Origin of the sequence: Robertkochia marina, from assembly GCF_004799345.1 — a bacterium.
GTDB lineage: Bacteria > Bacteroidota > Bacteroidia > Flavobacteriales > Flavobacteriaceae > Robertkochia > Robertkochia marina.
This window is the reverse complement of record NZ_SSMC01000001.1, coordinates 79,954-96,533: the sequence shown is the minus strand read 5'-3', so window position 1 is coordinate 96,533 and position 16,580 is coordinate 79,954. Positions and strand designations below refer to the sequence as shown.

The following is a 16,580-nucleotide window of genomic DNA, read 5'->3' as shown; positions in this document are numbered from 1 at the left end:
CTATGAACACCGACTTTCTCTCTCCTGTAGAGAGTGTGGTCCTTGCCCACAATGAACTGCTGCCTTCTCAGGCTATTGGGAACAGCATAGAGATCCATTCAGAAAAGGATGGACTGCCAGATCTCGAAGGCGTTAAAATGGCGATTATCGGGGTCAATGAATTCAGGAATGCCAAGGTGCAAAAACACGATCATCTCAAGATCAAGGAATTCAGAAAACAATTCTACCAATTATTTATGGGGAATTGGGCGCATAAAGTGGTCGACCTGGGGGATATTCATCCCGGCGAGACGGTAGAGGATACTTATTTTGCCCTTTCGAATATCGTTTCAACCTTATTGAAGCAGCACATCCTTCCGGTGGTTATCGGTGGAAGCCAGGATTTAACCTATGCCATGTACCGCGCCTATGACGATATGGAGCAGATGGTAAACCTGGTGTCGGTTGACAGTAAGTTTGATTTCGGGGAGGCAGAAGACCTGATCTCTTCAGAGTCCTATTTAAGTAAGATCATCGTTAACCCCCCTAACAATCTCTTTAATTTTTCCAATATTGGTTTTCAGACCTATTGCAATGCGCAGGAAGAGATCGACCTGATGGATCGGTTGTTTTTTGACGCCTACCGTTTAGGAGAGGTTATTGCTGATGTAACCGTGGTAGAACCTGTGTTCAGAGATGCCGATTTGGTGAGTGTTGACCTTACTGCAGTAAGGGCTGCCGATCTTGGTTCTTTGCCGCATTGTAACCCGAACGGATTTGACGGGAGGGAGATCTGTGCCATAGCCCGTTATGCAGGTATTAGTGATAAGCTGAGTGCCTTTGGTCTTTTTGAATGTGAGGCCAGCCCTCAGGGAGCTCAGCTGGCAGCTCAACTGATATGGTATTTTATAGAAGGGGTGAATATTCGTAAAAATGATTATCCATTCGCATCGATAGAAAACTTCACGAAATATATCGTACCTATAGACGATTTTGATATCCATTTCTTTAAAAGCAATATTTCCGGACGTTGGTGGATAGAGGTTCCTAAAAATGATGATCCGTATAATAATGTTGAAAGACAAACGTTATTACCTTGTACGCAGGAAGAATATCTGCGTGCCAGTGAGGGCGTTGTGCCCGAACGGTGGTGGAAAGCCTGCAAGAAGATGTTGGTGTAATGTGCTTAAAAATAACGTGTAAGATATTTTACACAGTGTTTTGTAAGCGTTTGACAACAAAAACTATGGCAATATTGTTTTTTTGGAATTTATTGGATAGGTTTACCATCCTGAATTTATGAATGTAATTTAACCTCGTATATGCATATGAAAAAGCTATTTCTATTAGCGTCTGTTTCATTACTATTGGCCAGTTGTGGGTCAAATGACAGAGGAGAACTAGTTGGTGTTCGCGGAAAAAGCTGGCATCCTGAGAAGCCTTACGGCATGTCACTGGTACCCGGTGGATCCTTTATTATGGGTAAATCCGATGACGATGTAGCCAACGTTTTAAACGCTCCAACCAAAACAGTTACCGTTCGTTCGTTCTACATGGACGAAACTGAGATCACGAATAGCGAGTATCGCCAGTTCGTGGAATGGGTAAAAGACTCTATCGTACGTACCCGACTTGCTATTTTCGCTGAGGAGCTGGGAGAAGTTCCAGGCAACGGCGGTATTGGTGAGTACGCTTTTAAAGACGCTGATACCACCAACCTATCAGAATACGAAAAATATATGCTCTTCAACTACGAGAGTTTTGACGAGGAAGGTTATCGTGGAAGAAGACTTAATAAAGATGTTGATCTGGTTTGGAATACCAGCAGATATCCTGATCAGTACTATGCTGAGGTAATGGATTCTATGTACATTCCGGAAGAGGAGGCCTATAACGGTCGCAGATCCATTGATGTAACAAAACTAAAATACGCCTATAATTGGATGGATATTCAGGCGGCTGCCCGGGCTAAAGGTCAGGGAGACCGTAAGGATTTCATCCGTAAGGAAGAAACCCTTGTGTACCCTGATACTACGGTATGGATCAAGGATTTCAGCTATTCTTATAACGAGCCCATGCACAATGATTACTTCTGGAGCGAAGCTTACAGTGAGTACCCTGTGGTTGGCGTAACATGGCACCAGGCCAAGGCATTTTGTGCCTGGAGATCCAAGTACAAGAATGACTTTAATAAAGGTAAAGGAAAACAACCGGTTAACCAGTTCAGACTGCCAACAGAGGCTGAATGGGAATATGCTGCCCGTGGAGGTATCGAGTCAGGGACCTATCCCTGGGGAGGACCTTACATCCTGAACGACAGAGGTTGTTTTATGGCTAACTTTAAGCCACTGCGAGGAGATTATGCAGCCGACCAGGCCCTGTATACTGTAGAGGCCAAATCATATGATCCTAATGACTATAACCTGTACAACATGGCAGGAAATGTGTCAGAATGGACCAATTCATCTTATGACCCCAATTCTTATGAATATGTTTCAACCATGAACCCGAACACCTATGATGGTGAAAATAAACGAAGAGTTATTAGAGGTGGTTCGTGGAAGGACGTAGCGTACTTTCTTCAGGTAAGTACCAGAGATTACGAGTACCAGGATTCGGCCAGAAGCTATATCGGCTTCAGGACAGTTCAGGACTACATGGGTACAGAAGCGACCCAAAACTAAACCGCCAACTTAATAACTTAACTTATCTAAAAATTAGTAACTATGGCACAATCAAAATCAACTAAGAAACTTTTTAACATGGCCTACGGGCTGGGTGCATCGGTTGTAATTCTCGGTGCGTTATTCAAGATCCTTCACTGGGAATTCGGTCCCGTAGACGGAGGAGTATTACTTGCCTTCGGTCTTATTACTGAGGCTGCTATTTTCGCTATCTCAGCGTTTGAACCTGTAGATGATGATCTGGACTGGTCGTTGGTATATCCTGAATTGGCAGGAGGTCAATCAACCGGTGTTAGACAGAACGAAGCTGCTGAAGCTAAAGAAGCAGAAGGTCTTCTTTCTAAGAAACTGGATGACATGCTTAAAGAAGCCAAGGTAGATGCTCAGTTGATGGCCAGTCTTGGTGAGAGTATCAAGAATTTTGAAGGTGCCGCCAAGAGCATTTCTCCAACTGCAGAGGCTATGACTTCTACCAAGAAGTACAGTGAAGAACTTTCTTTGGCCGCTGCTCAAATGGAATCTCTAAACAGCCTTTATAAAGTACAATTGGAAAGCGCTAACCGCCAGGCAACCATCCAGGAAGAAGTGGCTCAGAATGCTGATGCCCTTAAAGATCAGATGCAGGCCCTTGCCAGCAACTTGTCTTCTCTGAACGGAGTTTATGGTGGAATGCTTTCTGCAATGAACAAGAGCTAATTAGTAACCCTTAACCCTAAAAATCTAATTAGTTATGGCAGGAGGAAATTTATCACCACGTCAGAAGATGATCAACCTAATGTACCTGGTTTTCATCGCAATGCTGGCGTTAAACATGAGTAAAGAAGTACTTTCGGCTTTCGGACTATTGAACGAAAAGCTGGAGGCTTCAAATACGAAAGCGACCCAAAATAACCTGATGGCCTATGAAGGACTTAAGCAGAAAGCTGCTGACCAGCCTGAAAAGTATGCCGGAATGTTAGAAGAATACAACGGAGTGAACTCTATGTCTGATGAGTTCTATGCCTACATAGACGGGATTAAAACCAAGATCACCGAAAGAGTTGATCCGGATGATCTCGAGAGCGGAAACTATGAGGTGATGGACAAAGCTGATGAGCTTGATCAGATGTTTTTCCAGGGAGATAACTACTCTCAGGAAGGGAAGAAGTTCGTTGACTATATTAATGAATACAGAGAGCAGGCTCTTACTACTGTAAAGAGTATTCCTGACACCCTGATCAACGCGACTCAAAAAGAATCTTTATTGGCAACGATCTCAGATCGTTTCTATACAGGAGATGAGAACGGTGAGGTTGAGCGTAAAAGTGATCAGAAGATGCAGCCTTGGTTGAACTATCATTATGAAGGGTTCCCCTTGATCGCATCGCTGACCAAGCTAACCAACCTTCAGTCTGACATCAAAACTACCCAGGAAGATATACTTTCTTCTATGGTGGCAGGTCAGATGGCTTCTGATGTTTCTTACAGCAATTATTCTACCTTGTTAGAAACCCCAAAATCAGCTTATTATTCAGGAGAGGAATTTGATGGAGCTATCGTTCTTGGACGTGTAGATGCTACTACCGTACCTGACAGAGCTGAGCTCACCCTTGACGGAAGAGAACTGAAAGAAGGGGAGGATTACAAGTTTGAGAATGGCCAGGTGAAAATGATGGTAAATGCCGGACGTCCCGGAGATCACACCCTGGAGGGAACCCTGATCTTTAAGGAAGATGGTCAAGAGATCGAAGTTCCTGTAAGTCAGACCTTCGCTACCATCAGCAAGCCGAACGGAGCTGTTATTTCTGCCGATAAGATGAATGTGGTTTATCGGGGAGTTACCAACCCACTAACCATTTCTATCCCTGGAATTCCTGACAATAAGGTAAATGCCAGTGCTCCCGGTCTTTCAAGAGTTTCGGGTAGTAAATATGCCATGAAGCCCGGAACAGGACGTACGGTGAAGATCACTGCAAGCGGAGTGCTTCCAACAGGAGATCGTGTAGGATCGTCTACCGAGTTCCGTATCAAGGATATTCCAAGACCTTCGGGAACCGTTCGTGGAGAGTTCGGAGAGATCAAGATGCCACGTGCCAACCTGGAGATCTCCACCATCGGAGCCATGCTTGAAGACTTTGACTTTGACCTGAATATCGCCGTAAGCGGATTTAAATTTAAAGTTCCGGGGCAGCCAACCGTGCAGGTTAACGGTAACAAGCTGGACGGACGTGCAAAAGCGGCTCTTAAGCGAGCTGATAGAGGAGAAGCTGTTCAGATCTTTGATATTGAAGCCTATATTACCAACAACAGATCGTATAAACTTAAGAAGGTTTCTCCGGTTGTTGTGGAGTTAACAAACTAATAAAGACTTATGTTTATGAATTGGAAAGGAATTTTAGTAACAATCTCAGCCCTGTTTATTTCAGGGTCGGCAATGGCGCAGGCAAATCTGCTTAACGCCACCACGCCGGAAATGGTTGGGGTAAAATCAGAGGCCCAGAAAGAGGCCGATAACGATGAGCCGCTTCCTTACGGTTATGTGGATGACCGTGATATCCTTTGGTCAAAAACTATCTGGGAACGGATAGATCTTGACGAAAGAGTAAACTTTCCCTTCTATTATCCTATCGATACCGTTGGTATCGGGAAAGACAGAAGATCGTTATACGACGTGCTGATGAAGTACGCCAAGAGAGGCGAGATTGATCTGTATGCTGATTCTTATTTTACGGAGAAGCGTACCCTGAAAGATCTCGAAGCTACCCTTGCTAAGGTAGATACCACCGACTTGGGTTACGACCAGTTGAATGCCGGAGAGCAGATCTCTCCTGAGTATATTAACCGTCGTGACCTGACCGCTGCCGAGATCGAGGAGTGGAGAATTAAAGGTGTGTGGTATTTCGATAAGCGCCAGGGAGAACTGAAGTATCGTTTACTGGGAATTGCACCTGTTGCTCCCGATGTGAACTTTATTGACAGTGATAATCCTGACCTGGTTGAATTGTTTTGGGTATGGTTCCCATCTGTAAGGGATATTCTCCATGAAGCTAAAGCATTCAACAATAAGAATTCTTCACGTCCTATCTCCTTTGATCAATTGCTTAACGCAAGAAGGTTCAATGCCTATATCTATAAGGAAGAGAACGTTCAGGAAGACCGCGAGATCAACGAATATATTTCAGATAACGCCTTATTCCAGCTGCTTGAAGCTCAGCGAATCAAAGAGAATATTCGCGACAAGGAGCAAGACATGTGGAGTTACTAGTTCTGTAGATCCAATTCAAAACATATCATAACAAAAACCGCCCGGTACTTCCGGGCGGTTTTTTTGTTTTTAATCAGTCGTCTTTGCGAAACCTGCAGAGCAGGTTGTGGTGACATCCCGAATCATCCTGAATCCCTTCTGGTACTGCAGATCTTTTTGGAATCCAATTATACTCCCTCCTTAAAAAGGAGGGGTGGCCGAAGGCCGGGGTGGTTAGACACGCAGGGCGTGTCGTGGCGATCTCCTGAATTTACCTCCAATGCTTTAGCGGCACGATGCATTCACCTGACTTAGGATATCTTAACCCGCATAACCGCATAACCGCATAACCGCATAACCGTATAACTTTATAACCCCTAACTTTCCCTACTTTTGTATCATGACAGATTACATCATTGTTGGTTGCGGACTCGCGGGGATCGCCTTTTGTGAAGAGCTTAGAAAGCAGGGAAAAAGCTTTGTGGTTTATGATGATCGCTCCCAGGTGTCTTCCCATGTTGCGGGGGGTATGTATAATCCCGTTATTCTGAAACGATTTACTCCCGTATGGCGTGCGGGTGAACAATTGGGGCACCTGGATGCCTATTACAAAGGGTTGGAAGAAAAACTGGGTGTTACCGTTGATACCAAACTGCGTCTCTTTCGAAGATTCGTCTCCGTTGAGGAGCAGAATGAATGGTTTCATGCAGCCGACAATCCCCTCCTGGAGCCTTATATGAACACCTCCTTGCATCATATGAATTTACAGGGTGTTGAGGCGCCTCATGGTTTCGGAGAGGTGTTGCATACCGGATGGGTGAATACAAGACGTTTGCAGGAATCCTATATGGCTTTATTAGAGAAGGAGGGGCTGTTAAAACGAGAGGCTTTCGATTACCATGGGCTGGAATGGGTTGATTCCGATTTGCGCTACAAAGACATTCCTGTTAAACATGTGGTATTTTGTGAAGGATACGGTATTAAACACAACCCGTATTTCAATTACCTTCCTTTGAATGGCACCAAGGGTGAGGTGCTGGAGGTTGAGATCCCCGGACTTGATGTAGATTTCATTCTAAAGTCATCAGTTTTCCTGCTTCCTTTGGGCGGGCACCGTTATAAGGTGGGAGCTACTTATAAATGGAAGGATAAGACCAATGAACCTACAGAAGAATGTCGTGTAGAACTGCTTGAGAAACTGGAGCGTTTTCTGAAACTCCCCTACAAGGTGGTCAACCACCAGGCGGGCATACGCCCCACCGTTGCCGACAGGCGACCTTTACTGGGGACTCACCCTGAGAACAAGGGATTACATATCCTGAATGGTCTGGGCAGTCGCGGAGTGATGATCGCTCCCTGGGTGGCTCCCCTGTTATATCAGTCCATAGAAAACGGGGAGCCCGTCCCTGTAGAAACCAATATCGAACGGTTTAAAAAACGTTGGCTGAAAAATAATTAATGCTTGCCTGCCTTTGGGTCGTAGCTCATAAAGAAATTGATCCATATGTTTCGGGCCAGGCGCATAATGACCGGCATAAAAACGATCATGGTCACCACGATGCTGATGAAGGCTGTTTTAAGGCTTGAGCCAAGAAATAAGAAAGAAATAACAAAGGCAGCCACCGCAAACGCAATTCCTACCGCATAACTCACATACATGGCGCCATAAAAAAAGGAAGGTTCAATTTTGTATTTGGTGCCGCAGTGCGAGCATGTCTCATTCATTTTCAGGGTTCGTGAAAGTAAATAGGGGTTTTTGTAAGTATACATTGACTCCTGATGGCAACGGGGGCAAGTTCCTGTTAAAATGCTGTATAGTTTACTTCCTTTTTTTAACATTTGCAGAAATTTTCCATAAAATTAGCGCTTTCCGTATAAGCGCGATGTAACCTTGGTCACAAAATATGTTGAACGTACATAATTTATCCATCTCCTTCGGAGGAGAATACCTATTCGAGCAAGTATCCTTCAAACTGAGTCCGGGCGATCGGGTTGGATTGATCGGAAAAAATGGTGCCGGGAAATCCACCATGCTGAAATTGCTTTCCGGGGAGGTGCAGCCCGATGAGGGTACCCTGGCAACCGATAAGGATGTAAGGATCGGGTTTCTGAAGCAGGATATAGATTTTGAACAGGGATTTACGGTACTCGAAGAATCATATAAGGCTTTTGAAGAGATCAGAAAGCTTGAGTTTCGTATGGAGGAGATCAACGCTGCCCTTGCCGAACGTACCGACTATGAAAGTGAAGGGTATCACGATTTAATGGTAGAGCTTAGTGATAATACCCATCAGTACGAAGTGTTGGGAGGGTATAATTACCGTGGAAATACCGAAAGGGTATTACAGGGACTTGGATTTAAACGCAGCGATTTTGAGAAGCTTACCGACACCTTCTCCGGTGGGTGGCGTATGCGTATCGAACTGGCCAAGCTGTTATTACAAAATAACGATGTGCTGCTCCTGGATGAGCCTACCAACCACCTGGATATTGAATCTATTATCTGGCTGGAAGACTTTTTGAGATCCTACTCAGGGGCTGTGGTTATTGTTTCTCACGACAAAATGTTCCTCGATAATGTTACCAATCGTACCATAGAGATCTCTTTAGGTAAGATCTATGATTACAACAAGCCTTACTCAGAATACCTAGAACTTCGTTCGGAGATGCGTCAACTGCAGCTCAATGCACAAAAGAACCAGGAAAAGCAGATTCAGCAAACAGAAAAACTGATCGAGAAATTCAGGGCTAAGGCTTCTAAAGCCTCTATGGCACAATCACTCATTAAAAAACTGGAACGTGTAGAGCGTATCGAGGTTGATGAGGAAGATAATGCCGTAATGAATGTTCGTTTTCCTGTTTCAGTGAGGCCGGGGAAAGTAGTGGTGGAAGCAGAAGGAGTATCGAAGTCGTATGGAAAAAAAGAGGTGTTAAAAGATATTGATCTGCTTGTAGAGCGCGATAGTAAGGTGGCATTTGTAGGGCAGAATGGCCAGGGTAAAACCACCCTTGCCAAGATGATCATAGGAGAGCTGGAGCATGAGGGAGTCATGAAACTGGGGCATAATGTACAGATCGGATATTTTGCCCAGAACCAGGCTGAATATCTTGATGGTAATAAAACGGTTTTGGATACCATGCTCGATGCCGCCAACGACGGCAACAGGATCAAGGTACGTGATATGTTGGGAGCATTTCTTTTTCGGGGTGATGAAGTGGATAAAAAGGTGAAAGTACTTTCGGGAGGAGAACGCAATCGACTGGCGCTTTGTAAGATGCTGCTGGAGCCTTTTAATGTTCTGGTGATGGATGAGCCTACCAACCACCTGGATATAAAATCGAAGAACGTACTTAAAGAGGCGCTCAGGGAGTTTGAAGGTACTCTTTTACTGGTGTCTCACGACCGGGATTTTCTTCAGGGGTTAACCAATCTGGTCTATGAATTCAAGGATGGGAATATTCGCGAATACCTGGGAGATATCAATTATTACCTCGAGGAGCGGAAGGCTGCCGATTTCAGGCAGATAGAAAAAGGGGAGGAGCAAAAACCTCAGGAAAAGCCTGCTGTCAGGGAACCTGCTAAGTTGAGTTATGAGGATCAGAAAAAACAGAAGGCTCTGAAAAATAAGATCAGCAAGCTCGAGTCAAGAATGGCTCAGTTGGAAAAGGAGATCAAGGCTCGTGATAAAGAGCTTGCTGAGAACTACGACGAGCTCGCTGCCAATACCGAGTTTTTTGGGGCTTATGAGGCGCTTAAAAAGGAGCAGGAAGAGGTAACCGAACAATGGTTTCTACTCAGTGAAGAGCTGGGTGAATAATAAATTTCAACATCAGTGTTGTTAGTTGGTTGATGGTCAGTGTCTTTGGTATTTGACGGTGATTGCATAATAGTTGCGTCATCCTTGCATATTTAAGAAAGTTTTAACCTGTTAAAGCCGGTCATATAGATAGCTTTGCATTGCGTTAAACAATCAACGATGAATCATAAGTACGTATCTGCATTTTTAGGCCTTGTCCTCATTGCTATAGGGTTTTTTGGGGCCTCATATCTTATTAAAAATAAAAAAAGACCCCAATCTGTTGTTCAGAAGGTGGTAAAAACCGTATATGTAGATACGGTACAAAATGGCGAGGTGCCTGTGATCATTAATGCTAACGGTAACCTTGTAGCTAAGAGAAGGATCGAATTATTCTCAGAGGTGCAGGGTGTATTTCTCAGCAGTGCGAAGCTTTTCAAAGAGGGGCAAACCTATCAAAAAGGAGAGGTGCTTCTACGATTGAATGATGAGGAGTTTTCCGCCTCCGTACAATCTCAGAAAAGTAGCCTGATCAACCTGATCACCGGGATCATGCCCGATCTCAGGCTGGATTATCCTGAAGCCTTTCCTACATGGGAAGAATATCTCGCAAATTTTGAAATGAATGGCCAGACCAGGGCATTGCCGGATCCCGCATCTCCCCAGGTAAAGAACTTCCTGATCGGAAGGGGGATCTATGCGGCTTATTACAATTTAAAGAATGTTGAAAACCGCCTTTCAAAACATATTATTCGGGCGCCATTTACCGGGATCTTAACGGAGGCATTGGTGAACGAAGGGACCTTGGTTCGGAACGGACAGAAGCTGGGAGAATTTATAGATCCGAGCACCTATGAGGTTGAGGTGGCTGTAAACAAAACGTTTGCCCCTTATCTGAGGGTAGGGGAAGAAGTAGTCCTAAATAATCTTGACAATACACAGACCTGGAAAGGAACCGTTTCAAGAGTAAACGGTAAGATCGATCAGGCAACGCAAACCATCACCGCCTTTGTAGAGGTAAGCGCCGATGAGCTGAAAGAAGGAATGTACCTGGAGGCTCATATACATGCCCGTGATGCCAGTAATTCATATCAAATAGAGCGATCACTGCTAATAGATCAGTCCAGGGTTTATGCGGTAAAAGATACCGTACTTGAGTTGCTGCCGGTAAAACCTGTGTTCTTCTCTGAAAAACATGTTATTGTTGAAGGGCTGGAAGACGGCGCCATGATACTTAGTAAGTCGGTGCCTGGAGCCTACCCCGGGATGGTGGTTAAAATGGCCGGGAACTCCGGAGTTAATGTTGGTGAAGCAAACCCTAATATGGCGGCTCAATGAGAAAGATCCTAGCGTATTTTATTAAGTATGATGTGGCCGTTAATGTGGTCATCATAGCCTTTTTTATTTTTGGGATCGTAGGGGCATCTTCCCTGCGTTCTTCCTTCTTTCCCCTGGTTGATTCTAAGATCATTTCTATCAATGTAACCTATCCGGGAGCTGCTCCGCAGGAGATCGAAGAAGGGATCATTATTAAGATCGAGGATAATCTTAAAGGGATAGAGGGGATAGACCGTGTAACCTCCACGTCCAGGGAGAACGGCGGAAATATAACCGTTGAGATTCTCAAGGGTTACGATATTGATTTTATGTTGTTGGAGGTAAAAAATGCGGTAGATCAGGTGCCCGGTTTTCCAACAGGAATGGAGCCCCTGGTGGTTGGAAAGCAAAGGGCCATCCGGGAAACCATTACTTTTAATGTAAGTGGAGAGGATGTGGCTTTATCTACCCTGAAGCAGATCGCCAGGCAGGTAGAGCGCGACCTGAGAGGGTTTGATGGTGTGTCGCAAATAGAGATCTCGGGATTTCCAAGAGAAGAGATCGAGATCGCAGTAAGAGAAAAGGACCTTCAGGCTTATGAACTTACCTTTTCTGAGGTGGCACAAGCGGTGTCTGAAACCAACCTCCTAATAACAGGGGGTAATATTAAAACCGATTCAGAAGATTACCTGATCCGGGCAAATAACCGCTCGTATTACGGTGACCAGCTGAACAACGTGGTGGTAAAAGCCCTTCCTAACGGAACCAATGTAAGACTTAGAGACGTTGCCGATATTCGCGACCGTTTTGAGGAAAATCCAAATGCCTCTTATTTTAATGGTAACCTGGCGGTCAATATGGCCATTAGCAATACCAATAGTGAAGACCTTATTCCTACAGCCGAAAAGGTACAGGAGTACGTAGATGAATTTAACAGCAAATACAATAATGTACGTCTCGATGTGGTGGCAGACCGTTCAATTACCCTGAAACAGCGTACTGCCCTGTTGTTTAAAAATGCCTGGCAGGGTATCCTGCTGGTATTGGTGTTCCTGTCGCTTTTCCTGAATTCAAGAATGGCCTTTTGGGTGGCTTTCGGATTGCCGATCTCCTTTTTGGGACTGTTTATTTTCGGGGGCATGTTCGGGATCACTATCAACGTGCTTTCCCTCTTTGGGATGATCATCGTTATCGGTATCCTGGTAGATGACGGGATCGTGATCGCAGAAAATATTTACCAGCATTATGAGAAGGGAGCAACCCCGGTGCAGGCAGCTATTAATGGCACCATGGAAGTGCTTCCGGCCATTATTTCGGCTATTATTACCACCATTCTGGCTTTCTCGACCTTCCTGTTTCTGGATAGTAGAATTGGGGAGTTCTTCGGAGAAGTTTCAACTGTGGTGATCATTACCCTGACCATCTCTCTTATCGAGGCCCTGATCATTTTGCCTTCGCATATAGCCCACTCCAAAGCCCTGCACAGGGAAGAGGAGAACAAAGAGAAAAAGCCTCAGAATATCCTGCAGAAGTTCTTTTCGGCCATGCGTAACATTAATGTATACGGTGACCGCATGATGGAATATATGAGGGATAAGCTATATGGCCCTACTTTAAAGTTCTGTTTGAGATACCAGGTACTTACCATGAGTATCTTTATCATGGCCCTGGTTATTACCTTCGGTTCTATTGGTGGAGGAATTATCGGAACCACCCTGTTTCCGAGTATCGCGAGTGACAGGGTTAGTGTGAATCTGTTGATGCCTGAAGGTACTTCGCCCAGGGTTACCGATTCCATCATAACCATGGTTGAAGAAAATGCCTGGAAGGTGAATGATAAATTTACTGCAAAGCAGTCCGGGAATAAGCGGGTTATTGAAAATATTGTAAAACGAGTAGGGCCCGGTACCAATAAGGCCTCTTTAGATATTAACCTGCTACCTGGTGAAGAAAGAGATTTTGAGTCGTTCCTGATCTCTAACGCACTTCGTGATACCACCGGACCGGTTTATGGGGTAGAGCGCCTGACTTTTGGTTCAGGAGGTAACTTCGGAGGAACGCCCGTTTCGGTTTCTTTGTTAAGTAACAATACCGAAGAACTAAAGGCTGCAAAAGATTATTTCCGTGCTGAACTGGAAAAAGATCCAAGATTAAAGGATATCGTAGATACTGATCCTGAAGGGATCAAGGAGATTCGCATTGAACTCAAGGAAAATGCTTATGCCCTCGGACTCGATCTGAGAACAGTAATGGGGCAGGTGCGAAGCGGGTTCTTTGGTTTTCAGGCCCAACGCTTTCAACGCGGGCAGGATGAGATCAGGGTATGGGTGCGTTACGACCTGGCCGACAGAGGTTCGATCAAAGATCTGGATGAAATGCGTATTCTCACACCTTCGGGAGAGCGAGTGCCTTTTACAGAGATCGCAACCTATAGTATTGCCCGTGGAGATGAATCTATTCAGCACCTTGACGGGGTGAGAGAGATCCGTGTAGAAGCCGACCTGGTGAACCCGAATGCGTCGTCTACCGATGTGTTAACCTCGATCCAGGAAAATATTGTGCCGGAGATGCAATCGCTCTTCTCTACAGTACGAGTGTCTTATGACAGTGGTCAAAACAGGGAGGCCGGAAAGCTTTCCAGTTCTGCCGGGAAGGTGTTCCCGGTGGTGATCTTCCTGATCTATGCGGTGATCGCATTCACTTTCCGAAGCTACAGTCAACCCTTGCTGCTTATCCTGATGATCCCGTTCAGTCTGATCGGTATCGGTTGGGGGCACTGGTTGATGGGCTTCCCTATAAACGTCCTGTCAATGTTGGGTATTATTGCCCTTATTGGAATTATGGTTAACGACGGACTGGTGCTTATCGGTAAGTTTAACAGTTATCTGAAAGAAGGGGCGTCTTATGCAGAAGCGATCCTGATGGCCGGTAAATCAAGGTTCAGAGCTATCTTCCTGACCTCGCTGACTACCATTGCCGGATTGGCTCCTTTATTGTTTGAAAAAAGCCGCCAGGCGCAATTCCTGAAACCTATGGCCATATCGATCTCTTTTGGGATCGCCATTGCCACCTTGCTAACGCTGCTGATGCTTCCTGTGTTGCTTACTTTGAGTAACCAGATCAAGATGGGAACATTCTGGCTGAGAAAAGGCGAATTGCCTAAACCGAGAGAAGTTGAACGTGCAGTTAAAGAACAAAAGGCTGAAGAGCATGAAGTGTACTAGAACCCTACCTTTTTTCCTACTTTCTTTTTTTACCCTACTCACCGTACGCTCCCAGGAGCTGTTGAGCAAGGAAGAGGCTGTAGACCTTACCCTGAGTAATAACCTGGGTATTGAGATCGCTGAGAATAATACGGAGATCGCTGAGAATAATGCCAGCGTATTGAATTCAGGATACTTGCCTACCCTTACGGGTAATGCAGGCTTTAACATTGACCGAACCTCTACAGAAGGGCAGTTGGCCAACGGGGAGGAACGCCAGGCTGATGGGGTCGAAACCAAACGTTACAATGCATCGGTTAATGCTAATTACGTTTTGTTTGACGGTTTGGGAAGGTTGTATAATTACAAGTCTTTAAAAGAACAACAGAACCTTACAGAGCTTCAGGCCCGGGAAACCATTGAGACCACCATGTTGCAATTATTTACGGTCTATTACGAAGTAGCAAGACTGAGCGAAAACGTAGACAACCTCGAGCAGGCATTAGAGATCTCAAAAGACCGTTTAGACAGGGCCCGCTACCAGTTCGAATACGGGCAGAGTACCGGGTTGGATGTCTTAAATGCAGAGGTCGATGTGAATACCGATAGTATTAACCTGATCAACGTCCGACAGATTTTGAAGAATACCAAAAGGGACTTGAATCTTATTATGAATCGCAACCTTGAGGCAGAATTTCAGGTAGATACTTTGGTAACCTTCGTGCCTGGATTACTTATGGAAGATATGCTGAATGATGCCAGTGAGAATAATGTCAATCTGTTGCAGGCAGAGTCCGGAGAACAGATCAACGAATTCGGGATCAAGGCAACACGGGGCGGATTTTTACCTACGGTAGGTTTGTTCGGTTCATACGGCTGGAACCGAAGTGAGAATAACAGCCCGCTGGCCTTCCTTTTACAGAATACTTCTAGCGGTCTTTCAGGAGGAGTAAACCTGACCTGGAATCTTTTTGACGGAGGGAGAACCATTACCCAGTTTAAGAACGCTAAAATTGCCTTTAAGAACCAGGAACTGACTAAAAAGCAGGTTGAGTTAAATGTAGAAAGAGATATACGCAATGCCTGGGAGACGTATAAAAATGCGCTCTACATCTACGAGGCCCAGAAAAAGAATGTGGCAACTACCCGTAATAACTTTAACAGAACTGACGAGCGTTTCAAGTTTGGAAGGGCCACTTCTTTGGAATTTCGCCAGGCACAGATCAATTACCTGAATGCTATTCTTACGAAAAACCAGGCTAAGTATACGGCGAAAATAGCTGAATTGGCAGTACTTCAGGTGAGTGGTCAAATTCTTAACACAGAATTTTAATTGCTGAATTGCAGTGCTCGAACACTTCTTTCAATGTCCGTATTGCTGGGAAACCATTTCCATGTTATTAGACCCTTCTAATAACCAGACCTATGTGGAAGATTGTGAGGTGTGTTGCAACCCCATCGAGGTCACGGTATCATTCGAAGAAGGAGCGTTGAGCAGCTTTACTGCTCAAAGTCTGGAGCAATAATTACTTTTTAAGAGAAGCAATATCTTTTTTGATCTCCGTAATGGCTTGCTGGATCTGTTCCAGGGAAGCATTTCCGGGATCTTTGTCGATCTCCATGCTGATCTTACTGTTCACCTGCCAGATCTCCTGTATTTCATTTGCATTCACCGTGATGGGAGGGTATTCAGTATTTAAAGAGATCAAAGACAGACGATCGTTCTCTGGGTGTTTCTGTATCTTTTTAACCAATACACTGTCTTGTAGTACTACCACGCAGATCGCATGATTGTCTAACATACTGAGGCTTTCTACAGCCCTTCCCAATACCCATTCTCCCGGATAAAGAGAGGGTAGCATACTATCTCCCTGTACCTGGAAACCTCTGTAGGTGGCATTGCGATATTCATTCAAAGGGAGTTGAAAAGCCGGAAGCTCTTCATACCAGTCTACATCCTGCAGGTTATGCGGATATCCTGCCGCAGCCTTAACATTCACCAGAACGATGTTGTCATTGTTGGTACTGTCAACGGTAACCACCTTTGGAGTGGTGTTTACCGTTAGTTCAATGGTTTTTCGATGACTCTTCCCGTAAAGCCACAGAGGGTTTACCCCGAAAGTGTTCAAAAGCTCTGCAACCACCGCTCCGGAGATCTTGCTTTTACCACGTTCGATATCTGCAGTGGAGTTTTTTATGCCCAGAGCTTCGGCATAGGCTTGTTGGGTGAGGTTGTGCTCCTCCCGGATCTCTTTAAAACGGATGACTTCTATGGGCAGGTCAGACTTCATAGGGTAAATATAAATAAAAAAATGGAAATATTCCTTTTTATTGGAAATAATCCTATTTTTGAATTGTCAACAGGTAAATATAACAA

Annotated in this window: 13 protein-coding genes; 11 read left to right on the top strand and 2 right to left on the bottom strand. The window is 44.8% G+C overall.

From position 1 onward, the window contains the following. The first annotated feature begins 2 nt into the window (after positions 1-2). The 6 genes from E7Z59_RS00355 to E7Z59_RS00330 all read left to right on the top strand — a co-directional run bounded on the left by E7Z59_RS00355 (position 3) and on the right by E7Z59_RS00330 (position 7,345). The gene (locus E7Z59_RS00355) at positions 3-1,160 is read left to right on the top strand and encodes a formimidoylglutamase (protein ID WP_136334305.1); all 1,158 of its coding nucleotides are present in this window, start codon (positions 3-5) and stop codon (positions 1,158-1,160) included. Positions 1,161-1,307: 147 nt separating this feature from the next. Then, the gene (gene porK / locus E7Z59_RS00350) at positions 1,308-2,663 is read left to right on the top strand and encodes a T9SS ring complex lipoprotein PorK/GldK (protein WP_136334304.1); all 1,356 of its coding nucleotides are present in this window, start codon (positions 1,308-1,310) and stop codon (positions 2,661-2,663) included. A 42-nt stretch (positions 2,664-2,705) separates the two neighbouring features. Beyond that, complete coding sequence (gene porL, locus E7Z59_RS00345; protein WP_136334303.1) at positions 2,706-3,359, top strand: type IX secretion system motor protein PorL/GldL; 654 nt, start codon at positions 2,706-2,708, stop codon at positions 3,357-3,359. 34 nt (positions 3,360-3,393) lie between these two features. Beyond that, a complete protein-coding gene (porM, locus tag E7Z59_RS00340; RefSeq protein ID WP_136334302.1) occupies positions 3,394-5,004 on the top strand; it encodes a type IX secretion system motor protein PorM/GldM in 1,611 nt (536 codons plus the stop codon). Positions 5,005-5,019: 15 nt separating this feature from the next. Further along, positions 5,020-5,907, top strand: coding sequence for a type IX secretion system ring subunit PorN/GldN (porN, locus tag E7Z59_RS00335; protein ID WP_136334301.1), 888 nt, complete (start codon positions 5,020-5,022; stop codon positions 5,905-5,907). A gap of 379 nt (positions 5,908-6,286) precedes the next feature. After that, entirely contained in the window at positions 6,287-7,345 is a 1,059-nt protein-coding gene (locus E7Z59_RS00330) for an NAD(P)/FAD-dependent oxidoreductase (RefSeq protein ID WP_136334300.1), read from the top strand. On the opposite strand, the gene E7Z59_RS00325 is transcribed toward E7Z59_RS00330, so the two are convergent. Beyond that, positions 7,342-7,725: a DUF983 domain-containing protein gene (locus E7Z59_RS00325; protein WP_136334299.1), complete on the bottom strand. Its 384-nt coding sequence runs from the start codon at positions 7,723-7,725 to the stop codon at positions 7,342-7,344. The two genes, E7Z59_RS00330 and E7Z59_RS00325, sit on opposite strands and share 4 nt — an antisense overlap. 65 nt (positions 7,726-7,790) lie before the next feature. Here E7Z59_RS00325 and E7Z59_RS00320 point away from each other — a divergent pair, with 65 nt between their 5' ends. From E7Z59_RS00320 to E7Z59_RS00300, 5 genes are all read left to right on the top strand, one after another. Further along, a complete protein-coding gene (locus E7Z59_RS00320; protein WP_136334298.1) occupies positions 7,791-9,704 on the top strand; it encodes an ABC-F family ATP-binding cassette domain-containing protein in 1,914 nt (637 codons plus the stop codon). A 159-nt stretch (positions 9,705-9,863) separates the two neighbouring features. Then, the gene (locus tag E7Z59_RS00315; RefSeq protein WP_136334297.1) at positions 9,864-11,021 is read left to right on the top strand and encodes an efflux RND transporter periplasmic adaptor subunit; all 1,158 of its coding nucleotides are present in this window, start codon (positions 9,864-9,866) and stop codon (positions 11,019-11,021) included. Further along, complete coding sequence (locus tag E7Z59_RS00310; RefSeq protein WP_136334296.1) at positions 11,018-14,224, top strand: efflux RND transporter permease subunit; 3,207 nt, start codon at positions 11,018-11,020, stop codon at positions 14,222-14,224. The genes E7Z59_RS00315 and E7Z59_RS00310 overlap by 4 nt, the downstream gene beginning before the upstream one ends. Continuing rightward, complete coding sequence (locus tag E7Z59_RS00305) at positions 14,211-15,536, top strand: TolC family protein (protein WP_136334295.1); 1,326 nt, start codon at positions 14,211-14,213, stop codon at positions 15,534-15,536. Before E7Z59_RS00310 ends, E7Z59_RS00305 begins: the two co-directional genes overlap by 14 nt. Before the next feature lie 13 nt (positions 15,537-15,549). Next, positions 15,550-15,729 (top strand): CPXCG motif-containing cysteine-rich protein, encoded by a 180-nt coding sequence (locus tag E7Z59_RS00300; protein WP_136334294.1) that lies wholly within the window; start codon positions 15,550-15,552, stop codon positions 15,727-15,729. Here E7Z59_RS00300 and E7Z59_RS00295 read toward each other — a convergent pair whose 3' ends face one another. Next, positions 15,730-16,494, bottom strand: a complete 765-nt coding sequence (locus tag E7Z59_RS00295; RefSeq protein ID WP_136334293.1) for a LexA family transcriptional regulator — start codon at positions 16,492-16,494, stop codon at positions 15,730-15,732. Positions 16,495-16,580 lie beyond the last annotated feature (86 nt).

Excerpts from the sequence above, each read along its gene's own strand:
- E7Z59_RS00320 (WP_136334298.1), top strand. The coding sequence starts at position 7,791 with ATGTTGAACGTACATAATTTATCCATCTCCTTCGGAGGAGAATACCTA.
- porN (WP_136334301.1), top strand. The coding sequence starts at position 5,020 with ATGAATTGGAAAGGAATTTTAGTAACAATCTCAGCCCTGTTTATTTCA.
- porM (WP_136334302.1), top strand. The coding sequence starts at position 3,394 with ATGGCAGGAGGAAATTTATCACCACGTCAGAAGATGATCAACCTAATG.
- porL (WP_136334303.1), top strand. The coding sequence starts at position 2,706 with ATGGCACAATCAAAATCAACTAAGAAACTTTTTAACATGGCCTACGGG.
- E7Z59_RS00315 (WP_136334297.1), top strand. The coding sequence starts at position 9,864 with ATGAATCATAAGTACGTATCTGCATTTTTAGGCCTTGTCCTCATTGCT.
- E7Z59_RS00305 (WP_136334295.1), top strand. The coding sequence starts at position 14,211 with ATGAAGTGTACTAGAACCCTACCTTTTTTCCTACTTTCTTTTTTTACC.
- E7Z59_RS00295 (WP_136334293.1), bottom strand. The coding sequence starts at position 16,494 with ATGAAGTCTGACCTGCCCATAGAAGTCATCCGTTTTAAAGAGATCCGG.
- E7Z59_RS00330 (WP_136334300.1), top strand. The coding sequence starts at position 6,287 with ATGACAGATTACATCATTGTTGGTTGCGGACTCGCGGGGATCGCCTTT.
- porK (WP_136334304.1), top strand. The coding sequence starts at position 1,308 with ATGAAAAAGCTATTTCTATTAGCGTCTGTTTCATTACTATTGGCCAGT.
- E7Z59_RS00310 (WP_136334296.1), top strand. The coding sequence starts at position 11,018 with ATGAGAAAGATCCTAGCGTATTTTATTAAGTATGATGTGGCCGTTAAT.
- E7Z59_RS00355 (WP_136334305.1), top strand. The coding sequence starts at position 3 with ATGAACACCGACTTTCTCTCTCCTGTAGAGAGTGTGGTCCTTGCCCAC.
- E7Z59_RS00325 (WP_136334299.1), bottom strand. The coding sequence starts at position 7,725 with ATGTTAAAAAAAGGAAGTAAACTATACAGCATTTTAACAGGAACTTGC.